Origin of the sequence: Paenibacillus sp. NPDC057886 (genome assembly GCF_042796655.1) — a bacterium.
GTDB lineage: Bacteria > Bacillota > Bacilli > Paenibacillales > Paenibacillaceae > Paenibacillus.
Map to the genome: position 1 here is coordinate 260,790 of NZ_JBHVMZ010000008.1, position 23,669 is coordinate 284,458.

Consider the following 23,669-nt stretch of genomic DNA (forward strand, 5'->3'; position numbering starts at 1 on the left):
ATTTAGATCACAGAGTGACGGCTTAAGTATTGGTCATTTCCGGTTCCCAAACGTTTTATCGTCATACCTCCCTTCTGCCATCATCACCTGCTTTTGTGATTACAGTGGTTCATTTTCGTGTTTTTTTTAAATTGCGCAAACGTTTGCACAAAAACAATATAACTTCGCATGGAACAAAATGTCAACATATAATTGGAAGCAGTATCCATACGACAACAAAAAGACCTCCATAACGTGATTAGTACGAGACTAATACGCTATAGAGGTCGCGATTCGCAATCATTAACAATCTTTATCCGGTACGCCTGCTTCTTCCTTCGTTCGGAAGGATGATCCACAGCCGCATGTTGCCACTGCGTTCGGGTTGTGAATGGTGAAACCACCGGACATGCCGGATTCTTCAAAATCAATTTCAAGTCCATTCAAATATTTCAGGTTTTCCTTCTCTACAACAACCTTCATATTCTGAATATCCATATAGAGGTCCTCATCGGACTCTTTATCGTCAAAGCCCATGGCGTACGAAAATCCGGTACAACCGCCCGGTGCTACGCCAAGACGCAAGAACATACCAGGTGTCTCTTGCTGTGCAAGCATTTCTTTCAATCTGTCTGCAGCCGTTTCGCTGATGCTAATCATGCCAGGTCACTCTCCTTTTCGTTAACTCTTCTTTAAATTATACTCCACCCCGTCAAGGGGCTCAAGTCATCTTTGCCTGTTTCCGCGTTCCCCCTTAACTCCTTTTTCTTCCCAGTGTATTGAACCCCCGGGACACGAGGTTTATAATGGGTAGGTGATCGCTTTGAAATGTCGATATTTTGTCATGACTTATTCAGGTGATGGTCATAATTGGAGTTGTAATTTTTTTCACATTTCGAGACTGCACGCAGTCCCCAATGCATATAGAGTCACAAGACTCATTTTGATGAAAAATTAGCTTTACGTACGCAGCACAGGCTGCACCGGGTAAATAAGAGTTAGTCCATATAAGAAGCGGCAGATGACCGCATCTTTTCTATGTAGTTCTGTAAGTAAGTCCTACACCCAACTCGATTCCGGTTAAGAATAGGAGGATACAACATGTCTACATTGGTAACACCGTTCACAGACAAAAGAATGGCTGAAATCGTTGAGAAAGTGCAGAACGGCGTAAGGCTGACCGTAGAAGACGGCGTTTATCTGTATGAAACGGATGATCTGCTGACTTTGGGCCAACTGGCCAATGAGGCCAACCTGCGTAAGAATGGCAAGAAAGTTTATTTTATTGAAAACATGAGCCTTTATTTTACCAACGTATGCGAAGCCCACTGCGCTTTCTGTAACTTCCGCAAAGATCAGGGCGAAGATGGCTCTTACACATTGTCCGGTCAGGAAATGATTGATTACGTAGAACAGCATATTCACCCAGGTGTACGCGAGTTCCATATTGTAGGCGGACATAACAACCATGTTCCTTTTCAATATTATGTCGATTCCTTACGTGCTTTAAACGAAAAATATCCGGACGTTACATTGAAAGCCTACACGGCTGCCGAGATTGATTTCTTCACCCGCATCAGCGGACTGAGCATCAAGGAAGTACTACAAGAACTGCAAAAAGCAGGTCTGGAATCACTGACTGGTGGCGGCGCTGAGATCCTGTCCGATGAATACCGCAAAAAAATGCGCGTAAACAAAGCGAACGTTGACCGCTATCTGGAAGTGCACCGTACTGCTCATCATCTGGGCATGCGTACCCATACAACGATGCTTTATGGATCCATTGAGTCCTATGAGGATCGTGTAAACCATATGGTACAGATTCGTGAACTGCAAGATGAAACCAACGGATTTATGGTCTTTATCCCGCTTTCCATGCAGCCGAAAAGCAAAAACGCCAGCATTATGCGCCGTAACTCCGCATATGAGGATCTCAAAACGATTGCAATCAGCCGTCTGATGTTGGATAACATCGATCATATTAAAGCCTACTTCATCAACATTGGTCCACAGCTGACTCAAGTCGCTCTGGGATTCGGTGCTTCGGATGCACACGGTACGATCGTTCGCGAACGGATTAGTCATGCAGCAGGCGCACTAACACCTGAAGGCCTCACCCGCAAAGAGCTTATATGGTTAATTAAGGGTGCTGGGCGCATTCCGGTTGAACGTGATACGTTCTACAATGAAATTCAAGTGTACGAATAGTATGTAACACGAGCATCATTCCCATAAGCGACTTTCATTCTACCCGGGAGCGTTTGGCATGGAGTGATGCAAATTTCTAAGGTATATCTGTAATTTTAAATGCCCATTTTGAATCATTTCAAATCCAGATTAAAAAAACAAACAGGAGCAGCTATGTTATTGCATAGCTGCTCCACAGGTTACAGCCCCGTTCACACGGGACTGATGCAGAAAGGAAGCCGAGTCATGAAAAATTTCGTCATTCTCGGAGGCGGCTACGGTGGCCTCACGATTATCAAGGAACTTCTGGAAGGCAAGATTCCGTCAGATACACAAATCGTGTTGGTGGACCGCAGTCCCTTCCAAGGATTGAAAACTGAATATTACGCACTCGCAGCAGGGACGGTATCCGATTATGACCTGCGTATCCAATTCCCAGTCAGTGATAGAGTCACTTATCGTTACGGAGAAGTAACTTCGATCGACTTGGAACAGCGTCAGATTGAATTTGAAGGCCAGGACCCGTTGGAATATGACAAGCTCGTGATTGGGCTTGGATGTACAGACCGATTCCACAATACGCCGGGAGCCGAGGAATATAGCTGTACGATTCAAAGCTTCAGCAAAACACGGGAAACCTACCTTCGTCTTAACGAAGTTAAAGCTTATGGTAATGTGCATATCGTCGGCGGTGGATTGAGCGGCGTCGAAATGGCTGCCGAGCTTCGTGAGAGCAGACCGGACCTGAACATCAGTATCCTGGACCGTGGTGAACGTGTATTATCCGCTTTTCCGCAGCGCTTGTCTGCTTATGTTCATGAATGGTTCGGCGAACATCAGGTCGAGACACGTGGACATATTGCCATTTCCCGACTTGAACCAAATGCCATTTTCAACCGGGATGAAGAAATTCTAACGGATGCGGTAGTCTGGACTGCCGGAATTCAGCCCGTAAAAGTCGTACAGGATCTCGATGTGACCAAGGATCCACAAGGTCGTGTTGTACTGAACGAATATTATCAAATTCCGGAATATACCGATGTCTATGTAGTAGGTGACTGCGCCAGCGTGCCTTATGCACCAAGCGGTCAGGCTGCCGAAGTACAGGGTGAACAAATCGCCCATATTCAGCATGCCCTCTGGAAAGGCGAAAAGCCCAATCCGCAGCCACTCAAGCTTCGTGGCACACTCGGTGCACTCGGCAAGAAGGCTGGATTTGGGCTGATGGGCAAAACGTCCATGATGGGACGTGTGCCACGTATTTTAAAAAGCGGCGTGCTCTGGATGTCCAAGCGTCATCTCGGTTAATCGAGATCCAACTCATCCCAGGCATCGGCTTCGGCAATTTTGGCCAAGATGGCGTTATATAAATCCTCCACTTTGTCGGTGATGACTAACTCGCCATTCACCAGTGCAAATGGAGTCATGTAACATTGGCCGCAGTTGCTGAGGCAGCCGTATTCTATCACATCATAGTCTGGATTTTCTTCCAGTTGATCCATGACTTCATCTGTGCCAAAATGCATATTATTGGCACAAAATTCAATAATCGGTCTCATGTAGGTTCACCTGCTTTGTTTGACCATTTTAATTTATGGCCAATTGTAATATAATATAGTGAGGAAAGGAGTTGAAAAAAATGAGCGAAAACGCACAAAGCACCATGTATGATGAGGTATCTGACGTGCTTGACAAACTTCGTCCGTTCCTGCAACGCGATGGCGGTGACGTGGAACTGGTCGACGTAGAGGATGGCATCGTTAAGCTGAAACTGGTCGGTGCCTGCGGCAGCTGCCCAAGCTCCACCATTACCTTAAAAGCCGGGATTGAACGCGCCCTTCTTGAAGAAGTTGACGGTGTCGAAGAAGTCGTACAAGTATTCTAATCAATCCTTCACGAAATAAACCTCAAGAGCCTTTCGCTTCGCATGAAGCGGGGGCTCTTTTTTGCGCTATGCATCCTCACGCTGTATGTTAGGACGAATCGGATCAAGTCCTCCAGATACATCCATAATGTTGCCTGTTATAAAATCGGAATGATCCAGACACAGATAGGTGATCACCCGCGCAATATCTTCACCGCTTCCAGGACGTCCTCTCGGCGTTTCCTCGTCGGTTATACCTGCCATCTCATCAATCGTTTTCTCTTTGTTGACACCGCGAATATCACCTGGACATACCATATTAACTGTAATACCGTAGGGAGCTTCCTCCACAGCAAGTGTCTTTGTGAATGAAACCAGACCTACCTTCGCAGCAGCATACACCGCCCGATGAGGCCATGATCTCGCTTCTCCTGCATGACTGAAGCCAAAATGAATAATTCGTCCCCACTGCTTACGTCGCATCTCAGGCAATACACGATGATCCAGCAGCATCGGTCCAAGCAGGTTTCCTTGCACAAGCATCTGAACCTCATCTTCGGAATACTCGGCAAACAGTCGACGTTCACGGACAAAAGGACCCGCGTTGTTCACAAGAATATCAATGCTGCCCAGTTTCTCTTCAACCTGTGCAACCAGCATGGTGATCTCTTCTGTCTTGGAAATATCGGCCTGAATGGCAATACACCGCACACCCTTGGCGATAATCTGAGCCTGTAACGCCTCAGCTTCCGTACGGCTATGTACGTAATTCAGAGCAATATGACAACCCTGATCCGCCAGACTGAGGGCCGCCATTTTACCAAGACCTTTGGCACTTCCCGTTATGAGGGCAATCTTTCCCTTCACGTTCATCCCCCTCTTCAAAGAGCAGTCACTCATCCAGTATAAAAGATTTATCATCCCCCCACAACTCACGTTTCCCACCAATCTGTACCATTTGCAAAAAAGTGTAAATTAAGGACTAAATACTTATCTTTCAAACAACTAAAATAAATTGAATTAGGTCTTTTGTAGGAAAATTAACCCTTTATATCCAGATTCCCCTTGTCTGGTTCGAGTGCCTATGGTACTGTCGATAAGTCCTTATTTTCTTATGAATATAACGACACAATACATATGTTCATGTAGATGACAACATTGCATGACACCTTCGAAAGGAATATAGCGTAATGAAAAGATGGTTAGCCTCTCTACTCGCAATTTTGCTTGTCGCCTCATTTCAAGCTCCATTCTCGACAACAGCATCTGCAGAAAGTGAAAGCAATAGCTCCACCGAAGATTATCAATGGATTGATGGGCCTTCAAACGTAGTACTTGATAACAAAGCAACATTAACCGTAGCTGAAAACCTTTCCTATCTAGATGCAGCTAACACCCAAAGGTTTCTGGAAGACACGGACTCCTTCCCCAATGGAACGGAAATTGGAAGTATCTATGGCGCAGGCGAAAACTCCAACTGGTATGTTATTTTCGAATATAACGATACCGGTCATGTCGACGACAGTGAGAAAGACGATCTGGACGCCGATGAACTGCTCGATAGCTACAAAAGAGGTACAGAAGATCAAAATGAGAAAACAACACCCGAAAATCAACTGTTTATCACTGGATGGGAGATTGAGCCCGCCTATGACAGCACCAAACATCAATTGATCTATTCTCTTGGTCTTGAGGATGCAGAGCGGGAAAAACTCGTCAATTACAATGTGAATGTACTCACCCGCGAAGGATACATCGGTGTTATCCTCGTTACGGATAGCGCCAATTTTGAAGAAAACCGCAAACAGTTTGAAAGCTCTGTGCTTAACCAACTCAACGTGATCAAAGGAAACACCTATGAAGAGTTTGATGCATCCGTAGACAAAAAATCTGAACTTGGCCTGACCAGTCTGATTCTGGGTGGAGCTGGTGTAGCTGTAGCCAAGAAAGTTGGATTATTGCTTTTGCTTAAAAAAGGATGGTTTGTCATCGTTGCCGCCATTGTTGGTGCTTTCGGATGGATTCGTCGCAAGCTGACTGGCCGCAAAAAGGATGCTGATCCGGGAGATCAGAACTCGCCATCTCCGGCTGAGGAAGCTTACCAACAGCATGCTGCTGGACAGGAGTCCACAGATTCTCACAGCCATCAAACAGACGGACGTTCGGATACTGATCCGCATAAACGTTAAAGCTTTACAATGTAAAATTCATAAGGTACTCTTACATCGAAGTACTCTTTAACATGATGAACAAAACAAAAGCCCTGCATTCTCTATAAAGAGAATGCAGGGCTTTCTTTAGTAGTTCCATAAGAAGTGGAGCCGAGTATACAATTTATTTTCAGCTTAATCGTTTAGCTTAAAACGCAGGTTCTACAGCACCTTGATAACGTTCTTTAATGAATGTTTTAACCTCTTCGGAATGCAGAGCTGCAGCCAGTTTCTGGATGGCATCTGCATCTTTGTTATCTTCACGGGATACGAGGATGTTTGCATAAGGGTTACCTTGCAGGTCCTCGATCAGCAGCGCATCCTTCTCTGGGTTCAGATTCGCTTCCAGCGCGTAGTTGGCATTGATGAATACCAGGTCTGCTTCATCCAGTTGACGAGGCATCATGGCTGCATCCAGCTCGATGATATTCAGGTTTTTCGGATTGGCTGTGATATCCTGAATGTTGGAAGTGATATTTGTGTCGTCTTTCAGCGTGATAAGTCCTTCTTTCGCAAGCAACAACAGTGCACGACCGCCGTTGGATGGGTCATTAGGAATGGCTACTTTGGCGCCGTCTTTTAACTCATCCAATGACTTGATTTTTTTGGAGTAACCAGCAAATGGCTCAACATGCACAGGTGTTACAGCAACGAGGTGAAATCCACGTTCTTTGTTCTCTGTATCCAGGTAAGGCTGGTGTTGGAAAAAGTTTGCATCCAGTTGTTTATCTTCAAGCTGTTGGTTCGGTTGAACATAATCATTGAAAGTCACAATTTGCAAGCGAATGCCTTCTGCTTCGAGTTCAGGCTTGATGCTTTCCAAAATTTCCGCATGCGGTGTAGGTGATGCTCCCACTTTCAATTCCACGGTGCGCGGTGCGCCTCCAGCATTGTCAGCGCCGCTGTCGGAATCCTTGTTGTTTCCGCAAGCCGCAAGAACCGCAATCAGCATAATGCTAAGTAGAGCAAAAGACCATTTTTTCATGTGTAAAACCCCTTCTCCAATAAATTTGTTTTGCATTTTGCACCAAATCGATACCGAATCAGGCAAATGCTATATATGTGTTATTTCCTGGTGAACCATTTAACCAAACGATCGCCAGCCATCTGAAGCACTTGCACCAGAATGATCATAAATACAACGGATATAATCATAATTTCATTCTGATATCGATAGTATCCATAATTAATTGCCAATGTTCCCAGACCTCCACCACCAACCATCCCCGCCATCGCCGTGTAGGAAACGAGGGTAACGATTGTAATGGTAATCCCGGCTAGCAGACCCGGCAATGCCTCTGGCAGAAGCACACGCCTTACAATCTGTCCGGTTGAAGCTCCCATCGCCTGTGCCGCTTCAATGACGCCACGGTCCACTTCACGCAGTGTAGTTTCCACTAACCGGGCAAAGTATGGAGCTGCGGCAATGACGAGCGGTGGTATAACGCCCAGCACACCTGTAGCTGTGCCGACCAATGAACGCGTAAACGGAATGAGTGCAACAATCAGAATGATAAATGGCACTGAGCGCAGAATATTTACAATAAACGATAGTACTGTGTACACCACTTGGGACTGGATTGAAGACGACCTTGCCGTCATGAACAGCAATACGCCTAGCGGCAAACCAATGATGATCGTGAACAGACCCGATGCTCCCAGGATTTGCAGTGTTTCGATTGAAGCCTTACCGATTTCTTCCCAACGTACCGTTGAAAAATCCATTAACGAAGCACCTCCACATCAAGTCCCTGATCCACTAACTCTTTAATGGTGAGATCAATCTCATCCGACTGCCCTTCAAACCGAACGGTCAGCTGTCCATAGGGAACTTGTTTGATCGTTGAAATGGTGCCTTGCAAAATGGCGAAATCCACTCCTGTTTTACGAACCGTTCTGGACAAAATCGCCTCATATGTTTTATTGCCCAGGAAGGATATTTTCACAAGCTTAGAAGCTCCGTCCGTCTGTAATGAAACATCTGCACTCGCCAGAGCAGTTTCTTCTAACGCAATACCCACCTCGTGGTCCCGCATCATAAAGTCACGCGTAATTGCATGCTGCGGCTTGAGGAATACTTCCGTCACTGGCCCTTGCTCCACGATGCCTCCCTGATGGATAACCGCCACCTGATCACAGATATTCTGAATCACGTGCATCTCATGGGTAATTAGAACAATCGTGAGGTTGTACTTTTCATTGATATCCAGCAATAATTTTAGAATCGAATCGGTTGTCTGCGGATCAAGTGCCGATGTGGCCTCATCACACAGCAACACGTTCGGATCACTCGCCAAAGCTCTTGCAATACCTACCCTTTGCTTCTGTCCACCTGACAATTGGGCCGGATATTTATTGCTGTGGTCCTCCAGTCCAACCAATGCGAGCATTTCCTTCACTTTCCGATCAATTGCAGCCTTGGGAGTATTAACGAGCTTCAAAGGAAAAGCCACATTATCATATACCGTAGCTGAGGATAACAGATTAAAGTGTTGAAAAATCATGCCGATCTTACGCCGTTGTTGTTGCAAATCGCTTTTGTTAAGACTCGTTAAATTGATGCCATCAACCCAAACCTCGCCTGCCGTTGGACGTTCAAGCAAATTAATACATCGAATCAATGTACTCTTGCCTGCACCGGAATGGCCGATAACTCCAAATATTTCACCCTTGCGGATATTCAAATTCAGATCCGATAAGGCCGTCGTACTTTTCGAACCTTTACCGTACGTCTTGGTTAAACCTTTTAATTCAATCAAAATTACTGCTCCTTCCCACTGCCTACATGTATCTTTACCCGAATGAAAGGAAAACTCCCCTTCGTCGTACAAAAAAAGAGCCCCTTTTGCAGAAACAAAAAGGGCTCTTCACGTGAAAGATTATACCTTCTCATCTGCCAAAATCGTGCCTTGCACCATTTTGTAGGAATTAGCACCTAACATCTATAAAGTATGACACAGCTGTCATGCAGTTATAAATCGGTTGCCGGGCTTCATCGGGCCTGTCCCTCCGCCGCTCTCGATAAGAAATATTTAATTTATAAGTTCAGTAATAGTTATAATGTTAATGTCATAAATGTTAATTCCATCTAACTGTCGATCAGGAACTCATTATAATCCAAGTATTCCGATTTGTCAAAGGCAAATATTACAATTCAAATCACTTTGGCGGCTGAGCCATTCCCTGCTTATGCCACTTCTTGTTGATGTAGCCATACGCTGCTTTTAACGTCTTACATACCATGTCTACGCCCTCGCGGAGTTCCAAAAGATGCTGATCCAGGTCCTCCAGCTTTACTTTCCCTTGCAAAGTCTGGTGCAGCTGCCACAGATCATCCTGCATTTCGGAGTTCATGTAATGAATCTCCATGTTTCGTCGTTTGCGCAATTTGCTCATTGGCTCACGGTAGGAGTCCTTGATCTGGATCAGTTCGTTGGCAAGAACATAATGCAGCTTGTCATATCCGAACTGTCTTAATACGGTAAAATAAGAATAATGAGTTTTAACATTGGTTGTGTTCAGCTCAAATATTTCATTCAATACTGTACCTAACTTATCCAGAATGGCAAAACATCGGATGAAGCCATCCTTATAGAAATAGACGTAACGGGCGTACTCCGCTTTTTCTGGTATCGTCATATCATCTGTAGAGCCCGCTTTGACTTTCTGACGGAAATGGGAAGCAGCAAAACAACTTTGCTCCAGTTCATCCAGCGAGGAGATCAGTCCCTGGGTCCACACATACAGTTTACGAAAATCATGGGTAGGATCATGGTCCACATGCATCTGTCGCTGAAATAACTCAAGCGTATCCGCCATCGCCTCCATCGCTTCCTTGAGAACCCCTTCATTTTTACGCGGCTTTTCACCCAGCAACGTTCGCAGCATATATAGCCTCCTCTTTCCACTCTGCAGATCATCAAATTAATAATAATTCATCATATTAAATAAAATCGGAATCAGAGTACACGTATGACCGCTGCTTACAATAGGGTGCCCTGACACGCCTGACATCAAACAAAGTTCACCTGTCCAATGATGTACATCATCGGATGGTGAACTTCACTGGATTCATCCCCCCTGAACGACAATAATTCGGATAAATTAGAACCGGTTAACGGTCCGATGCAACTTGTACACCAGGAAACTCATATACGTTAATACACCGAACAAAATGGCAATATCAAGCATATGCGCCAACGCCACGAACATATACACTTCCGGACGGTTCATCGTGAGCATCAGTCCAAAACCAATAACCACTTGCAACAAAACCAGTACAACAGAAATGACTCCTAGCGCTCTTAATTCCGTGTTATCCGGATGTTTGCGATACGCAAAATGACCGAGAATTGCAATGACGATTACTAATGAAACAGCCGCCACCCGGTGAGCAAAAGCAACAGCTACGCCTCCCGAGAGCTCAGGAATAATCTGCCCGTTACAGAGGGGAAAGCCTGAACAGCCTCCAGCAGAATCCGTATGGCTCACAAATGCTCCAGTATATACCACGAGGTACGTATAGATCGTGGAAAACCACACCAAATTTCGGAACCCTTTGCTGACTCGCGGATATCGATTCAGTCGTTCCAATCCACCATGGCGAGCTTCCTGCCGAATACCAAGCGCCATCATCAAGGAGCTGGCAAAAGCGATTAAGGCAAATCCGAAATGCAGTGCCATGACTGCAGAAGATTGGGAGAATACGACGGCAAAAGCCCCCATGATTCCCTGGACAATAACAAATATCAGCGTTAACAATGAAAACAATTGCAGATCACACCGTGATTTACCAAACCGTAAAAATGCTACAAAAGAGGCTATGGACAAAAGCCCTGCCAGTGCGCTGACGGCGCGATGGGAAAATTCAATAAGTGAGGCAACAGTGTGTGCAGGCACAAGTTTTCCGTTACATAAAGGCCATTCCGCGCCGCAGCCGAGGCCCGATTCCGTTCGGGTTACAACGCCTCCGCCAAATGTGGCCAGAAACATGACAAGACAGGTTAATACAGTTAACCATTTAAACAAGGTTAAGTGCTTCAATTTTTTTCTCACCCGCTGTTGGTTTAAGATGGCGAAGAACTTCATCCTCCGCTTGATTCGGTACTTTGACACTTATTTCACAACTAAATTCATTATACCGGATAAATGTGTCATTGACGTTGCGCTTTGTGACAAAATGTTAACGTCTGTCGAAAAGTTGAACCTCTATTTATCAAGGCTATGTACGTCAATTAGTTTCCCCGAAAAATGTTAAAAATACAAACGCCACTTCCCTATTTCAAGAGAAATGGCGTTCCTTTAATTATAACCTTTTACATGGTGAACCTGTCATGCTTTATTTATGAATCGTGTTATATACCTCAACTGCTCGCTGCAGAAATTGCTCAATCTCTTCTCTCGACTTGCGCAGTTTGTTCACGTAACGAACGAGTTCCCGGCCATCCGAGTAAGCTACAAAGCTGGGGATACCCAGAATATTTTGCTCTTCGCTCACTGTACCCACCTGATCTACATCGACCTCAATCAACGTCAGTTCACGTGCAAACTTCTCTTCAACTTCAGGCATAAACGGATCGATGTACTTGCAATCACCACACCAATCTGCCTTAAATACAGCTACAGTCAAACGCGGAGATTGGATTGCCACATCAAATTCCGGTTTCGATGTAATCTTTTCCATTACAACATCTTCCTTTCTATACCTTGTCTATCCTCTAAGTGAAGCAAATTGCGGAGTGGAAGTCAAATATTCGGCGCATACTGAGATTAACAACTTCTTAAACTAAAATCATAATCAGAATAACAGGAAAGGAGGTCATGTCATGACTTCCGCTAAAACGGATTCCTCCGAGTCTGCCCATCACGGGTCGCTATTGCAAATGGTTCGATCCATCCCAGGTGCGGCCCGGGAAGTGTGGAGGGGTAAACAAGCGGCTTGGCAGGCCTCTGCACAGCTTCGCCATCCCTTGCGTGATATGGCTTGGGACTCTGACATGGCTGCAACCTTACAAGCTGAGGTGGAACGCCTATTGCCTGGAAACGAGAGTGCTTTTGCCCGAAATCCGCTCAGTGCACTGGTCTGTGAAGAGGATTGCATTATTCTGGAAGAGATCCAAACATTAACGCAGGAAAACAACCGGAGTAACATCACTCGCACAGCAGCATACCTGGAATGTTACGAACAGTATCCTGAGCTTCACTGGGCCCTGCTTGCCCATATGGTATCCCGCAACGGCGGATATCACATGACCGATCTTCAGAGTGACCTTATGCACAATCTGCAAAATCAAACAGACCGTGAGCACATGTATCGACTACTGGAGCGATGCAATGCCCTCATTTTCCAGGACGCCTATCCCCAGCTTCTGTTGTATATGAACAGCCGCCGGATCGGCCGGAGCTGTTTTCATTTGTTGTCCCATTTTCATGTATCGGCATTCATGACACCGTTCTGGGAACGATTTTGGCTGGAGCGATGCAGCTCGCTGCTTAGTGTGGCGTTAATTATTAATGAGCAGAACTATATCGAGAGCCGGGTCGTGCAGCATCCCTATTTTCAAAAACAAGTGCTGTCCAAACCCGCATTCCATCTGCATAATCTGGTTGGGCTGAATCATATCGTGTTTCCACTTGGAAGGGAAAAAGGTCTTGCAGGCCGGGTTATTGAACATTTTGGCAAGCTGGATGAGCGGATTATGTTTGGCAAAGGTTTATATGCGATGCTGTTTGGAGTGGAACAAGTTTTCACACAAGTATTGGAGTTTGCGCGCTCGGTTCCCCACCGTGGCTCACGTGCCGAATACTGGCCCGGTCTGTTCACCGCAAATGAAGATGAAGCCGGGGAAGCTGAGCTCTATAGCCAGGAGCTGCTGGACCAAGAATGGCTAGCGGAAGGACAACGGTTATATAGTCCTGAATTGCTGGCCGTATGGGGTGATACGCCGTATGAACCGATAACAAGGCAGGATTGGCTGCAAAATCGCGATTGTCTCGGTCATCTCACGATCCCGCGCCGCCCCTGGCTGTTCGAAATGAGCCATGAACATCGGTATGGCATGCTGAAGACCGCATTGGCTCATGATGCCAAAACCTTGACGCATTAAGGACAGAGGCCTTACAGGGAATTCATCTAAAGGACAATAATGGACTACCTTTTATAAATATTACAAAAAAGCCCTGTCCGCTATGAAAGCAGACAGAGCTTGTACTTATTTTTCAACAGATATAACGAAGTGTGTATTGTGTGTTGAATCGGTTATCCACGTTGCCCGGCTCCACGTTGTAGACGCATGAGCGGACGGAGTATTTTTTGCAAAATACGAGGGTAACTGCCCAGCTCGTCTTTTCGAAGTACACGTAGAACAACCATGAGTACCAGGTACACGACAACCACAAGCGCACCCACAAACAGACAGGTAACGAGGAATGATACACGTGCTGGCAGGAATAAATCAAAGATGGAGTTCCCGGCCCAGTTCGCCGCAAAACCAACACCCGCTGCAAGCAGTACAGTAATGATGAATCCTTTCCAACGATCACCCATAATCGAGAAATCGACAATTTTCCGAAGCACCCGCAAATTGAGGTACGTAATAACCAGGAAACACAATGCGGTCGCAATAATGATCCCGTAAATGCCAAAGATCGGAGCCAGGATTAGACTCGCTATGAGTTTGACTACGATACCCGCAGCCACACTAATCATTGTAATCCGCGGTTTACCTACCCCAAGCAAAATGGAGTTCGTGGTCATCATCGTAATTTGGAAAATGGTACCGAATGTCAGCAATGTAATGATCGGTGTCCCGTCTGGGCTGGTAAACAGCAAGCCGTTAACGGAATACGCTGCCGCACACAGAGCGATGACGATTGGCATTCCTGTCAGAATCGAAATGCGTAAAGCAAGCGTCACCTGATTTTTCAGATGAACTTCATCCTTGCGTGCAAAAGCTGCCGAAATGACCGGCACAAGCGATTGACTCAGTGCGATAGCCAGAATCGGAGGAATGCCTGCAATACTTTGGGCCTTGGCACCGAGAATGGCAAGAACTCCTGTCGCTTCTTCCAGTCCGATTCGTCCACTAAGCAGCGGAACTACCAGCGATGAATCGATAAAGTTAATCGCCGGAACAGCGAGTGAAGATAAAACGATTGGAATCGAAAGTTTGAAAATATCGCTGTAGATGCCCCGCATAGGCAATTGCTCCGCACGCTCGTAATTCAATTGCGCCGCACGGTCATTTTTGCGAAGCTTCAAGGTGAAGTACAACATGACGGCAAAAGCGCCAATGCTTCCGAATACGCCCCCAAATGAAGCCCCTGCAGCAATGGTTTGATCATCATAATTCCATTGCAGCATAACAAACGCCACGATGATCGCTGTACCTACGCGTGCAAACTGCTCCACAATCTGTGAAATGCCGCCTGCAGTCATATTGCCGCGACCCTGGAAATATCCACGCATCATTGCGATGGCTGGAAAGAGCAGCAGCGCTGGAGCCAAGGCCCGAATGGCGCTCACCGATTCCGGTACTTTGGACACATACGTAGCATAGTAAGGTGCCGCGAACCATAACAAAGCAGACATGACTACCCCGGCTACAGCCGCAAAGATGAGAGCTGCACGATAGATTTGTTGTGCTTCACCTGCGCGTCCCAGCGCATAACGTTCTGACACCATTTTACTAAGTGTACTCGGTATGCCTGCTGTAGCAACGGTTAACAGCATTAAATATACCGTGTTGGAGATGGTAAACGATGCGTTACCGATATCGCCGAGGATATGCTCCAGCGGCACCCGTTGAACCAATCCGAGTACCCTCGCAATCAGTGCAGCTGCCGCCAAGATGAGCGTACCTCTAATGAATGTTTCCTTCTTTGACAAGCCAATTCCCCTTCTTTCCCCCACACCGACGTGCATCCAGATGAAGCCGCTCCCGAACGTCTATGCGAATCTTACCACCCAGATAATAAACAGAACAATCATGACGATTTGCAAAATAATTTTCATAACGGTGCTTGTAAACAGCCCCACCACGGAACCAAATCCGACTTTGGAAGCTTTGGCAGGTGAAGACCCTCCGATCAGTTCCCCGATAAAAGCACCGATAAATGGTCCCAGTACCAGTCCGAATGCCGGAATGACAAATGGGCCTATTATGACACCAATCGTACTGAGAGTCGTCGATAATTTGGAGCCGCCGAATTTCTTCACACCCCAGGCACTGACGACATAATCAGCCACAAACAGCACCACTACGATCAATATCTGGATAATCCAGAACCATACACCGAACGGAACAAAGCTGAAGAACCAGCCATAGACCAGAAACGCGAAGAAAATCGCTACAGCACCAGGCAGTATCGGATATACCGTTCCGGCCATCCCCACCGCAAACAGCAGTACAATTAAAATCCAGCCAACGGTTGCGAGCAAAGGTTACTCCCCCTTCAAAATATGATCACGGATGACTTCGACAATGCCATCTTCATTATTGCTCGCTACGATCAGGTCAGCCGCTTCCTTCACTTGCTCCTGCGCGTTGCCCATGGCAACACCAAGACCCACGGCTTCAATAACGGCCAAATCATTCAAACTGTCTCCAACAGCAACCACTTCGGACATCTCTATGCCCAGCAGCTTGCAGACTTCAGCTACACCGCTCGCTTTGGATACACCACCAGGGTTAATCTCAATATTAACAGGTGAGGAGTTCGTCATTTGCAGGCCGCCCATATGTTGCAGCTCCATCATAATCTGGTGACGGACTTCATCCACTTCGGTATTGAATCCGAATTTCAGCCATTCCAGACCTTCAATATTGTCCGTCCAGCGATCACGGTTGAACAGCTCTTCCACGGAGTATGCCCAGTACCAGCTATTATATTTTTCGCCAATCTCCTGCATTTTGCGGATCAATGCCGGGTCCATCAGATGGCGCATATACAGATCATGCGGAGCTTTCCAGACTTCACTGCCATTGACCGTAACCATCGGGGTCTCCAGCCCAAGCTGTACCGCATAAGGCATGGCGTGAAACACGGCTCTTCCCGTTGAAAGGCATACATGCACTCCCCGGCGGATGGCGATTTGAATCCACTTGGCGGTCTCCTGTGTGATTTCATGATTATCGTTTAGCAATGTTCCATCCATATCAAGCGCAAGCAATTTGTATTTCAATTCACTCATGTTGTGTTTCCTCCTCAGTTGTCTCTCTACTTCTCCCTATCCAACAAACTCTCACAAAAAGATCGCCCGGCATCCGCGTAGGCGGATGCTCCGGACGTCACAGCTAACGACATTTTACCACAGATCGTCGGCCTGCAACAAAGTAACCCGCTCGTGAGTTGAACCTTCACACCATTTACAAGTGGTGTCTGTTCCAAGTCATATACGCTAATCAATCCATACCTCTACGTATGAATTATGGTAATAACATCGACTTTGGTATAATTTCCTAAACAAAAAAAACGGTCCACCCCCTACAGGATGAACCGCTTTTAGCTTAACCTTTGTCACTCTGTCTGTTTCCCAGACTAGTCCGCATCTCCGCATAAGCTTCAGTAGTGCCGACATCATCTATCGTTCCCTCCGTATAGTACGCCCATATCTCCGGGCGGGAATGCAGCCACTCGGGAAAATAACTTGGCGCAGCCGGGTTCCCCCACTGCTGATGCCACTGCTCAAAAGCACCGAAAAAACGTTCATTCGTCACAATCAGAATCTCCGTAATTTCATCCAGCACCTCCAGACGGCCCACCAGCAGATCCAGAATGGTACGGCTCCCTTGAACCGGCAGAAAGGGCTTTGGCGTATCTTTGGTTAACGGATAGAGACGGGTCGCATATCCCACAGCCAAGATTAATGCAATCATCCCCTGTCTTATCCTCTGTCTTATCCTCTGTCTGGCTTGTATGCTGCAAACAAGGATTGGGACATCAAATCCATTGTTTGTTTGTATACGGTATGGGCTGCCTTTACATCACCAAGGAACCCGCCCATATACAGGTGGATTACACCGTGCAGCGATGCCCATATAGTGCTGACAAGAGTCCCGGTCTCCTCCTGGTCCGAAATCTGTCCTTGCTGCTGGGCGGTGCTGATTAGAATCAGCAAACGGCGTATGGCGGTCATCGTTCCCTGCATACTCTCTGCATCCGGCTTGAACTCGGCAAAAGCCCCTCCGAACATCAGCTTGTAGTAGCTGGTATAATCCTGCGCGAACTGCCAGAAGGCTTCGCCCAAATCCAGTAAATGCTGCAAGAGGTCAGAGGACAGCGGCACTTCTTCAAAACGCCGGGCCAGCAATTTGCAGCCCTCCAGATACAGCTGCTGGGCCAGACCTTCTTTATTGACAAACAAACTGTAAATGATCTTGGTGGAGCAGCCCATCTTTTGCGATACTCTGCGCACAGTTACAGCCTCTGGCCCTTCTTCTTGCAAAATGGCTGCAGCCGCATCAACCACAAGCTTACGGAGATTTTCCGTATTTTGCAGGCGCGCTTCCTGATATGTTTTTAATGCCCGCCCCGTGGATGGTGAGGGCTTGTCTTCGTTACTGATAAGGATCACCTTCATTCGGTTATCATGTTACTGACCAGCAACAGAGTTGCCGGCTTCTAACAGGCATTCTAACCATTTGCAGAAAGGTTGTCAATGAAGCCATCACGCTGAAAAAAAGGTTTGACACAGGTGTGTCTTTTTGGTTACGATGATTCACATAGGAAACAGTGTTACCGAAATTATTTTATGTTCATCTTGGAATTGGTTTTTTTTTGAAGATCGGTAACATCGTTTCTTTATGAAAACACTGTATCGAAAGGAGCGGGAATCATGAGAAGTGCCAGCAGCTCAATCTGAACATTGATCTGTTGGTTAACAATGCGGGTTTTGCCACCCACGGTCTGTTTGAGCAAGTCTCCGGCGAGCGCCAGCATGAAGAAGTGATGCTCAATGTCGCCGCTGTAGTGGATATGACTCATTTATTCCTTCCAGGGATGCTCCAAAGAAGGGTAGGCGCTGTTATCAATGTTTCGTCTACCGCAGGCTTTCAGCCGCTGCCTTATATGGCCGTCTATGGGGCGACCAAAGCTTTTGTCTTGTCCTTTACCGATGCCCTTTGGTGGGAGAATCGTGACCGTGGCGTGCAATTTTTCACCCTGTGCCCAGGCTCGACGGAGACGGATTTCTTCAACGTGGTTGGTACGGAGGATGCCTCTGTCGGCGCGAAGGACACGCCGGAACGTGTAGTGGCAGTTACACTGGGCGCTATGGCAAAAGGGAAACAGTACGTTGTTCCGGGACTCCGGAATTACCTGGGTGCCCAGATTTCCCGATTCATGACCCGCAGACAAAGTTTACGGCTGGTTGGGGGCATGCTTCGCCCCCGCAAACAATATTAGGAGGATTAATAATGTCAACAGAACAAAAACAACGCAAACGTTCCACTGGTCAACAAATTCGTAGATGGAGCCTGGCCCTGCTCGGGGTAATTGTGCTGGGAATCGCTGTATTTCTGCTGATGCCCGCCCCGGTAGAACCTGCTGCTTGGTCTGCACCTGCCGCTCCTTCTTTTGAGAAGGATGGTCCCTGGAAAGAGAACAACAAACTTAGCTCCGCAGAACTGGTTACAGACCGCGCGAAGTTCCCGGAATTTATCACTTTTGATAAAGAAGGGCAGCTGTATACGGGTGACTCCGACGGCAAAATTTACAGAGTGACCTTTGACGCGGAGGGCAAGGCGCAGCCAGCGGAGGTGTTCGCCGATACCCACGGAACACCTAACGGACTGAAATTTGATGCTGCCGGAAATTTGATTGTGACGGATATTCAGAAAGGGCTGCTGTCAATTGACCCGAACGGAAATATCGAAGTACTAACCACTGAAGTAGATGGAGGGCCGATCTACCTGGCGAACGAGCTGGACATTGCGCAAGACGGATCGATTTATTTCTCCGATACCTCTAACTATGGCAAGGTCATGTTCAAAGAAATTGCCGAGAATAAACCGCATGGACGATTGTTGAAATATGATCCGCTGACCAAGCAGACGACCGTTCTGCTTAAGGATTTATATTTTGCCAATGGGGTCGCATTGTCTGCCGAAGAAGATTTCGTGCTTGTAGCCGAATCGTATCATTATCAGTTGACCCGATACTGGCTTAAGGGGCCCAAACAAGGCACCTCTGATATTTTTGCAGAGAATCTGGCTGGGTTTCCGGACAATATCACCCGTGACGCACAGGGACACTTCTGGGTAGGGGTATTCACAACCCGTCTGCCTTTTGCCGATTACATGCATAGTCATCCTTGGTTAGCGGCGACGATGTCCAAAGTTCCACAGTCCTTGTTAAATGGAGCCAGCGCGCCGGTGAAACATGGACTTGTCGCAGAATATGGACCAGAGGGAGAGCTTGTGAATAGCTGGCATGATCCTGAAGGAACATTGTATGGCATCACCACGGCCGTAAGCCAGGGGAAATATTTATATCTCGGAACCGCACCAGGAGGAAGCCAAGGGGTTCATCGGGTGCTTTTGAAACCGTAAGAATTGTTATATTCATCTACCTCATTGCCACCTTTAGGCATCCCAATAGCAGCTCACTCCGGCAGGAGGAGCTGCTATTGGGATGGCTTTTTCTTAGTTTACAGTCCAATCCAAAAACCGCCTGCAATGCAGGCGGCTGACACTCTCTATGAATTAACGTGCCGCGAATTTGCGGCGAGCATAACGAAAGACAATACCATGCTTTGGAGACAGCAGCAGAGCCAGGACAAACAGAATGCCAGCTACCGCCACCATGCACCCGGCAATGGAAGCATCCAGCGCGTAAGCCATGATATACCCTCCAACCGAGGAAGCGGCACCCACGAGCACGCTGTACAGAATCATTTTACCCAATCGATCCGTGAGTAAGTAAGCCGTCGCTGCAGGTACAATCAACATGCCTACCACGAGAATGGACCCTACACTTTCAAATGAAGCCACCGATGTCATGGAAACGAGCCCCATAAGCAGATAGTGGAACAGCACCACCGGAATGCCGCAGGCCGCAGCCAGCGCCGGATCAAAAGCACACAACTTAAACTGCTTGTAGAACAAGCCGATTACAAGGAGGATGACCAGCAAGGTGATGCCCAGCATCCAGACTGCCCTTGGGCCTACATCCGTCCCTCCAAGGGTCAACGTATCCCACTGGACATAAGCGATCTCACCGAACAAGACACAATCGAGATCCAGATCTATATGCCCTGCATTCAGACTGATCAGAATGACACCCACTGCGAAGAGTGCCGTAAACACTATTCCGATGGAAGCATCCGATGATAGCCCCCCGGCCTGCAAGCTTTGAATGAAGAACACCGTCAGTAATCCAAATACCGTTGCGCCGAGCAGCATCCATAACGAATCACGTGAGCCGCTCCACAGGAAAGCAATCGCAATACCCGGGAGAACCGCATGACTGATCGCATCTCCAACCAGAGCCATCCGCCGTAGAATCAGGAAACAGCCAAGAATAGCACAGGCGGAGGATACCAGGATGGCCGTTAATATAATCCAAAACGTTGCCATTACAACTCACCCCGTTCCTGCTGTGCTCGCTGTGCAGAGAGTGTCTGGAGCGTGGCATGCTCTTCCCTCAAGTAAGCGGATTTCGCCTGCATACTTCGCAAACGCCGTGCCAGCAGTCCGCGACGTGGGGCAAACAATGCAGAACCCACAAATAGCGCTGTCGCTGCCAGTACCGTAACTGGCCCTGTCGGCAGATTAGGCACCAATGTGCTGAAGATTGTACCTGTGGCACCGCTCAGTGCTCCAAATACGCCAGCCAACAGTACCATAAGCGAGAGCGAGTCCGTCCAGCAGCGGGCTGCTGCTGCAGGGGTCACTAGCAGAGCGGCAACAAGCACCACACCCACCGCTTGAATCCCCGCAACAACCGCAATAACGGTTAACAACAGAATCAGTTGTTCCAGCATGCCAACCGGCAGTCCCATGCCACGCGCAAAGCCAGGGTCAAAGCTCACCAGCTTGAATTCCTTGAACCATGCCAGACAAGCAATTAATAACACAAGACAGACACCACCCATGACATACACATCCGTCAGCACCATGGATGCGGCCTGGCCAAACAAATATTTATCCAGTCCACTCTGACTGCCGCTCGCACCGTGCTGAATCCGAGTAAGCATCACTACGCCAATACCGAAAAATACAGTCAGCACAATCCCCATTGCCGCATCCTGCTTGATCCGGGAATACCGTGTAATCCAGGATATGCCGAAGGTCGCAATGATTCCGGCCACAAGCGCACCGAACAGAAATAATCCTACTGATTTGGTTTCAGTCAACATAAAAGCGATACAAATTCCCGGTAGAGCTGCATGCGCCAGCGTATCTCCCATGAGACTCTGACGACGCAAAAATGTAAAGGAGCCTATAATTCCACTACTGAAGCCGAGCAACAAGCAGCCAAGCAATATCCAGCGTGTATTGGGATCGGACAAAATGGCTACTATCCAGTTCCACATGCACTACACCTGGCCTTTCTCCGTCCGGCTTCCGATCATCGCTATCCGGCCTCCGTACGTCTCTTGCAAAGTATCCGGTACAAATACTTCATTCGTTGGCCCACCTGCAACCAGCCGTCCATTAAGCAGCAACACATGGTCAAAATATTCCTCCACTGTCGCCAGATCATGGTGAACAACTAGTACGGTTTTACCTTGCTTCTTCAACTGTTCCAAAAGTGAAATGATGGCTTTTTCCGTTGTGGCATCTACACCTGCAAACGGCTCATCCATGAAATACAATTCGGCATCCTGTACCAGTGCCCGTGCCAGAAAAACACGCTGCTGCTGCCCACCAGACAGCTGACTGATCTGGCGGTACATATAATCACCCATTCCCACTTGTTCGAGGCAGTGAGCTGCCAGATCCCGTTCTTTTTTGCCTGGACGGCGGAACCAGCCCAGATGTCCATAACGCCCCATCATGACAACATCGAGCGCGTGAGTCGGGAAATCCCAATCAACAGATTCACGCTGAGGTACGTAGCCGATGCGGCGACGCTGTTCTCGGTAGGACTGACCAAAAATTTTCACCTCGCCATGCATTTTTGGCACTAGTCCCAGAACGGCTTTGATCAAGGTTGATTTACCGGCCCCATTGGGACCAAGAATGCCAATTAGCTGACCTTCCGGGATGTCAAAAGATACCCCACTGAGCACCGGCTTTTTATGGTAAGCCACCGCCAGGTCCCGAACACTCAGAGGAGCTGATGTAGGCTGCGTTCCCTTCAGATGGTTAGCATTTGGTTGTGGTTGGGATTTTTCGAATAAAATTGCATCGCTCATGCTCTTTCCACTCCTCTCTTCATATGGTTTCTCATTTTAATGCTTCTACAATCGTCTGAGTGTTGTGGCGGATCATGCCGATATACGTTCCTTCTTCCGTTCCCTCAGCACCCATCGCATCCGAGAACAGTTCACCACCAATGCTGACCGTATGTCCCTTTTCGGCTGCCCCGGCAATAATCGCTTCCATCGCTTTGGCTGGTACGCTGGATTCTACAAATACCGCTTTGATATTGTTGTCCACAAGATAATCTCGCAACTCACTGACATCCCTTGCACCATACTCTGCTGCTGTACTGATTCCTTGAAGCCCCATCACTTTCATGTCATAAGCTTGGCCGAAGTATCCAAAGGCATCATGCGCCGTAACCAATACCCGGCTGGCTTCCGGTATCTCCTGGATTTTTTCCCGCACCTCGGAATCCAATGCCTCCAGTTTCGTTAGATACTGCTCTGCCTGGACCTTGTATTCTTCTGCATGTTCCGGGTCTGCTTCCACGAGTGTATCGCGCACAGCCTCTGCGGCATGCATCCAGTGGCTAACATCAAACCAGACGTGAGGATCGTATTCCGTTCCGCCAGTATCCTTTCCTGAACGTAATTCATCCACCGGAATTTTCTCCGAGACGGCCGTTACTATTTTGCTCTTGGACATTTTCTCCAAGATGTCTGTCATTTTGCCTTCGAGATGCAATCCGTTATAGAAAATGACCTTTGCTTGCTCAAGCTTCCGAATATCTCCCTGGGAAGCCTTGTACAAGTGAGGGTCTACCCCTGGGCCCATCAGCCCAGTGACATCAACATATGTCCCGCCGACCTCACGCGCTACATCCGCAATCATGCCCGTTGTGGCTGTGACCTGTACTTTCCCTTCACTGCCTCCTGTTTCTGCTGCACTTGAGCACGCTGTTAGCACGCTAACCAGAACAACAGCAGCCAGCGTCATCAACCCTCTCTGAATGCTCCTCATCTTCACCATCAACAATTCAAACCGCCCCTTTCTCTCTCCTAACATAATTGTCCTCATCTAATTTTGTTGTACAAGGTATTAAAATTTATACAAGACTAA

General features: G+C 47.5%; 24 protein-coding genes, 1 pseudogene and 1 riboswitch. Of the genes and pseudogenes, 7 read left to right on the forward strand and 18 right to left on the reverse strand.

Annotated elements, in window-relative coordinates; all coding sequences use genetic code 11:
- Nucleotides 1-282: 282 nt before the first annotated feature.
- Nucleotides 283-639, reverse strand: a complete 357-nt coding sequence (locus ACFVQB_RS25860; protein ID WP_247899263.1) for a HesB/IscA family protein — start codon at nucleotides 637-639, stop codon at nucleotides 283-285.
- 441 nt (nucleotides 640-1,080) lie between these two features.
- On the opposite strand from ACFVQB_RS25860, the gene mqnE reads away from it, so the two are divergent.
- On the forward strand, nucleotides 1,081-2,187 hold the full coding sequence (gene mqnE / locus ACFVQB_RS25865) for an aminofutalosine synthase MqnE (protein WP_379446816.1): 1,107 nt from the start codon (nucleotides 1,081-1,083) through the stop codon (nucleotides 2,185-2,187).
- A 225-nt stretch (nucleotides 2,188-2,412) separates the two neighbouring features.
- Complete coding sequence (locus ACFVQB_RS25870) at nucleotides 2,413-3,474, forward strand: NAD(P)/FAD-dependent oxidoreductase (RefSeq protein WP_379446817.1); 1,062 nt, start codon at nucleotides 2,413-2,415, stop codon at nucleotides 3,472-3,474.
- Here ACFVQB_RS25870 and ACFVQB_RS25875 read toward each other — a convergent pair.
- The gene (locus ACFVQB_RS25875) at nucleotides 3,471-3,725 is read right to left on the reverse strand and encodes a YuzB family protein (protein ID WP_063566116.1); all 255 of its coding nucleotides are present in this window, start codon (nucleotides 3,723-3,725) and stop codon (nucleotides 3,471-3,473) included. The genes ACFVQB_RS25870 and ACFVQB_RS25875 overlap by 4 nt on opposite strands.
- Before the next feature lie 80 nt (nucleotides 3,726-3,805).
- On the opposite strand from ACFVQB_RS25875, the gene ACFVQB_RS25880 reads away from it, so the two are divergent.
- Nucleotides 3,806-4,051 carry a NifU family protein gene (locus tag ACFVQB_RS25880; protein ID WP_062324083.1) on the forward strand — a complete coding sequence of 82 codons (246 nt, stop codon included), beginning with the start codon at nucleotides 3,806-3,808 and terminating at the stop codon, nucleotides 4,049-4,051.
- Nucleotides 4,052-4,117: 66 nt separating this feature from the next.
- Here ACFVQB_RS25880 and ACFVQB_RS25885 read toward each other — a convergent pair whose 3' ends face one another.
- Nucleotides 4,118-4,897 (reverse strand): SDR family oxidoreductase, encoded by a 780-nt coding sequence (locus tag ACFVQB_RS25885; protein WP_379446818.1) that lies wholly within the window; start codon nucleotides 4,895-4,897, stop codon nucleotides 4,118-4,120.
- Between the two features lie 323 nt (nucleotides 4,898-5,220).
- Between ACFVQB_RS25885 and ACFVQB_RS25890 the strand changes: the two genes are divergently transcribed.
- Nucleotides 5,221-6,219: a DUF2167 domain-containing protein gene (locus ACFVQB_RS25890; RefSeq protein WP_379446819.1), complete on the forward strand. Its 999-nt coding sequence runs from the start codon at nucleotides 5,221-5,223 to the stop codon at nucleotides 6,217-6,219.
- A 169-nt stretch (nucleotides 6,220-6,388) separates the two neighbouring features.
- On the opposite strand, the gene ACFVQB_RS25895 is transcribed toward ACFVQB_RS25890, so the two are convergent.
- From ACFVQB_RS25895 to ACFVQB_RS25920, 6 genes are all read right to left on the reverse strand, one after another.
- Nucleotides 6,389-7,225 (reverse strand): MetQ/NlpA family ABC transporter substrate-binding protein, encoded by an 837-nt coding sequence (locus ACFVQB_RS25895; protein WP_379446820.1) that lies wholly within the window; start codon nucleotides 7,223-7,225, stop codon nucleotides 6,389-6,391.
- An 80-nt stretch (nucleotides 7,226-7,305) separates the two neighbouring features.
- Nucleotides 7,306-7,965 (reverse strand): methionine ABC transporter permease, encoded by a 660-nt coding sequence (locus ACFVQB_RS25900; protein ID WP_379446821.1) that lies wholly within the window; start codon nucleotides 7,963-7,965, stop codon nucleotides 7,306-7,308.
- The gene (locus tag ACFVQB_RS25905; protein WP_379446822.1) at nucleotides 7,965-8,999 is read right to left on the reverse strand and encodes a methionine ABC transporter ATP-binding protein; all 1,035 of its coding nucleotides are present in this window, start codon (nucleotides 8,997-8,999) and stop codon (nucleotides 7,965-7,967) included. The genes ACFVQB_RS25900 and ACFVQB_RS25905 overlap by 1 nt, the downstream gene beginning before the upstream one ends.
- Nucleotides 9,000-9,126: 127 nt before the next feature.
- Nucleotides 9,127-9,268, reverse strand: a riboswitch (SAM riboswitch).
- A 131-nt stretch (nucleotides 9,269-9,399) separates the two neighbouring features.
- Complete coding sequence (locus tag ACFVQB_RS25910; protein ID WP_379446823.1) at nucleotides 9,400-10,128, reverse strand: Cthe_2314 family HEPN domain-containing protein; 729 nt, start codon at nucleotides 10,126-10,128, stop codon at nucleotides 9,400-9,402.
- Between the two features lie 216 nt (nucleotides 10,129-10,344).
- Nucleotides 10,345-11,328, reverse strand: coding sequence for a COX15/CtaA family protein (locus ACFVQB_RS25915; protein ID WP_379446824.1), 984 nt, complete (start codon nucleotides 11,326-11,328; stop codon nucleotides 10,345-10,347).
- A 250-nt stretch (nucleotides 11,329-11,578) separates the two neighbouring features.
- On the reverse strand, nucleotides 11,579-11,923 hold the full coding sequence (locus ACFVQB_RS25920; RefSeq protein ID WP_379446825.1) for a thioredoxin family protein: 345 nt from the start codon (nucleotides 11,921-11,923) through the stop codon (nucleotides 11,579-11,581).
- Between the two features lie 142 nt (nucleotides 11,924-12,065).
- Between ACFVQB_RS25920 and ACFVQB_RS25925 the strand changes: the two genes are divergently transcribed.
- The gene (locus ACFVQB_RS25925) at nucleotides 12,066-13,346 is read left to right on the forward strand and encodes a DUF2515 family protein (protein WP_379446826.1); all 1,281 of its coding nucleotides are present in this window, start codon (nucleotides 12,066-12,068) and stop codon (nucleotides 13,344-13,346) included.
- Nucleotides 13,347-13,498: 152 nt separating this feature from the next.
- On the opposite strand, the gene ACFVQB_RS25930 is transcribed toward ACFVQB_RS25925, so the two are convergent.
- The 5 genes from ACFVQB_RS25930 to ACFVQB_RS25950 all read right to left on the reverse strand — a co-directional run bounded on the left by ACFVQB_RS25930 (nucleotide 13,499) and on the right by ACFVQB_RS25950 (nucleotide 17,821).
- Nucleotides 13,499-15,127 (reverse strand): putative polysaccharide biosynthesis protein, encoded by a 1,629-nt coding sequence (locus tag ACFVQB_RS25930; RefSeq protein WP_099858137.1) that lies wholly within the window; start codon nucleotides 15,125-15,127, stop codon nucleotides 13,499-13,501.
- Nucleotides 15,128-15,187: 60 nt separating this feature from the next.
- On the reverse strand, nucleotides 15,188-15,628 hold the full coding sequence (locus ACFVQB_RS25935) for a DUF456 domain-containing protein (RefSeq protein ID WP_063566179.1): 441 nt from the start codon (nucleotides 15,626-15,628) through the stop codon (nucleotides 15,188-15,190).
- 54 nt (nucleotides 15,629-15,682) lie between these two features.
- Nucleotides 15,683-16,432, reverse strand: coding sequence for a Cof-type HAD-IIB family hydrolase (locus ACFVQB_RS25940; RefSeq protein WP_379446827.1), 750 nt, complete (start codon nucleotides 16,430-16,432; stop codon nucleotides 15,683-15,685).
- 316 nt (nucleotides 16,433-16,748) lie between these two features.
- Nucleotides 16,749-17,117, reverse strand: coding sequence for a sugar phosphate nucleotidyltransferase (locus ACFVQB_RS25945; RefSeq protein WP_379446828.1), 369 nt, complete (start codon nucleotides 17,115-17,117; stop codon nucleotides 16,749-16,751).
- A gap of 20 nt (nucleotides 17,118-17,137) precedes the next feature.
- A complete protein-coding gene (locus ACFVQB_RS25950; RefSeq protein ID WP_379446829.1) occupies nucleotides 17,138-17,821 on the reverse strand; it encodes a TetR/AcrR family transcriptional regulator in 684 nt (227 codons plus the stop codon).
- 254 nt (nucleotides 17,822-18,075) lie between these two features.
- Between ACFVQB_RS25950 and ACFVQB_RS25955 the strand changes: the two are divergent.
- Nucleotides 18,076-18,645 (forward strand): annotated as a pseudogene (locus tag ACFVQB_RS25955) (SDR family NAD(P)-dependent oxidoreductase); the annotation flags it as partial.
- A gap of 11 nt (nucleotides 18,646-18,656) precedes the next feature.
- Nucleotides 18,657-19,790, forward strand: coding sequence for an SMP-30/gluconolactonase/LRE family protein (locus ACFVQB_RS25960; protein WP_379446830.1), 1,134 nt, complete (start codon nucleotides 18,657-18,659; stop codon nucleotides 19,788-19,790).
- 153 nt (nucleotides 19,791-19,943) lie between these two features.
- Here the strand turns inward: ACFVQB_RS25960 and ACFVQB_RS25965 are convergent, their stop codons facing one another.
- The 4 genes from ACFVQB_RS25965 to ACFVQB_RS25980 are packed head-to-tail and all read right to left on the reverse strand — an operon-like array spanning nucleotide 19,944 to nucleotide 23,615.
- Nucleotides 19,944-20,816 carry a metal ABC transporter permease gene (locus ACFVQB_RS25965; RefSeq protein ID WP_063566127.1) on the reverse strand — a complete coding sequence of 291 codons (873 nt, stop codon included), beginning with the start codon at nucleotides 20,814-20,816 and terminating at the stop codon, nucleotides 19,944-19,946.
- Complete coding sequence (locus tag ACFVQB_RS25970) at nucleotides 20,816-21,775, reverse strand: metal ABC transporter permease (RefSeq protein ID WP_379446831.1); 960 nt, start codon at nucleotides 21,773-21,775, stop codon at nucleotides 20,816-20,818. The genes ACFVQB_RS25965 and ACFVQB_RS25970 overlap by 1 nt, the downstream gene beginning before the upstream one ends.
- Nucleotides 21,776-21,778: 3 nt before the next feature.
- Nucleotides 21,779-22,600: a metal ABC transporter ATP-binding protein gene (locus ACFVQB_RS25975; RefSeq protein ID WP_379446832.1), complete on the reverse strand. Its 822-nt coding sequence runs from the start codon at nucleotides 22,598-22,600 to the stop codon at nucleotides 21,779-21,781.
- A 31-nt stretch (nucleotides 22,601-22,631) separates the two neighbouring features.
- A complete protein-coding gene (locus tag ACFVQB_RS25980; protein ID WP_379446833.1) occupies nucleotides 22,632-23,615 on the reverse strand; it encodes a metal ABC transporter solute-binding protein, Zn/Mn family in 984 nt (327 codons plus the stop codon).
- Nucleotides 23,616-23,669: the final 54 nt, after the last annotated feature.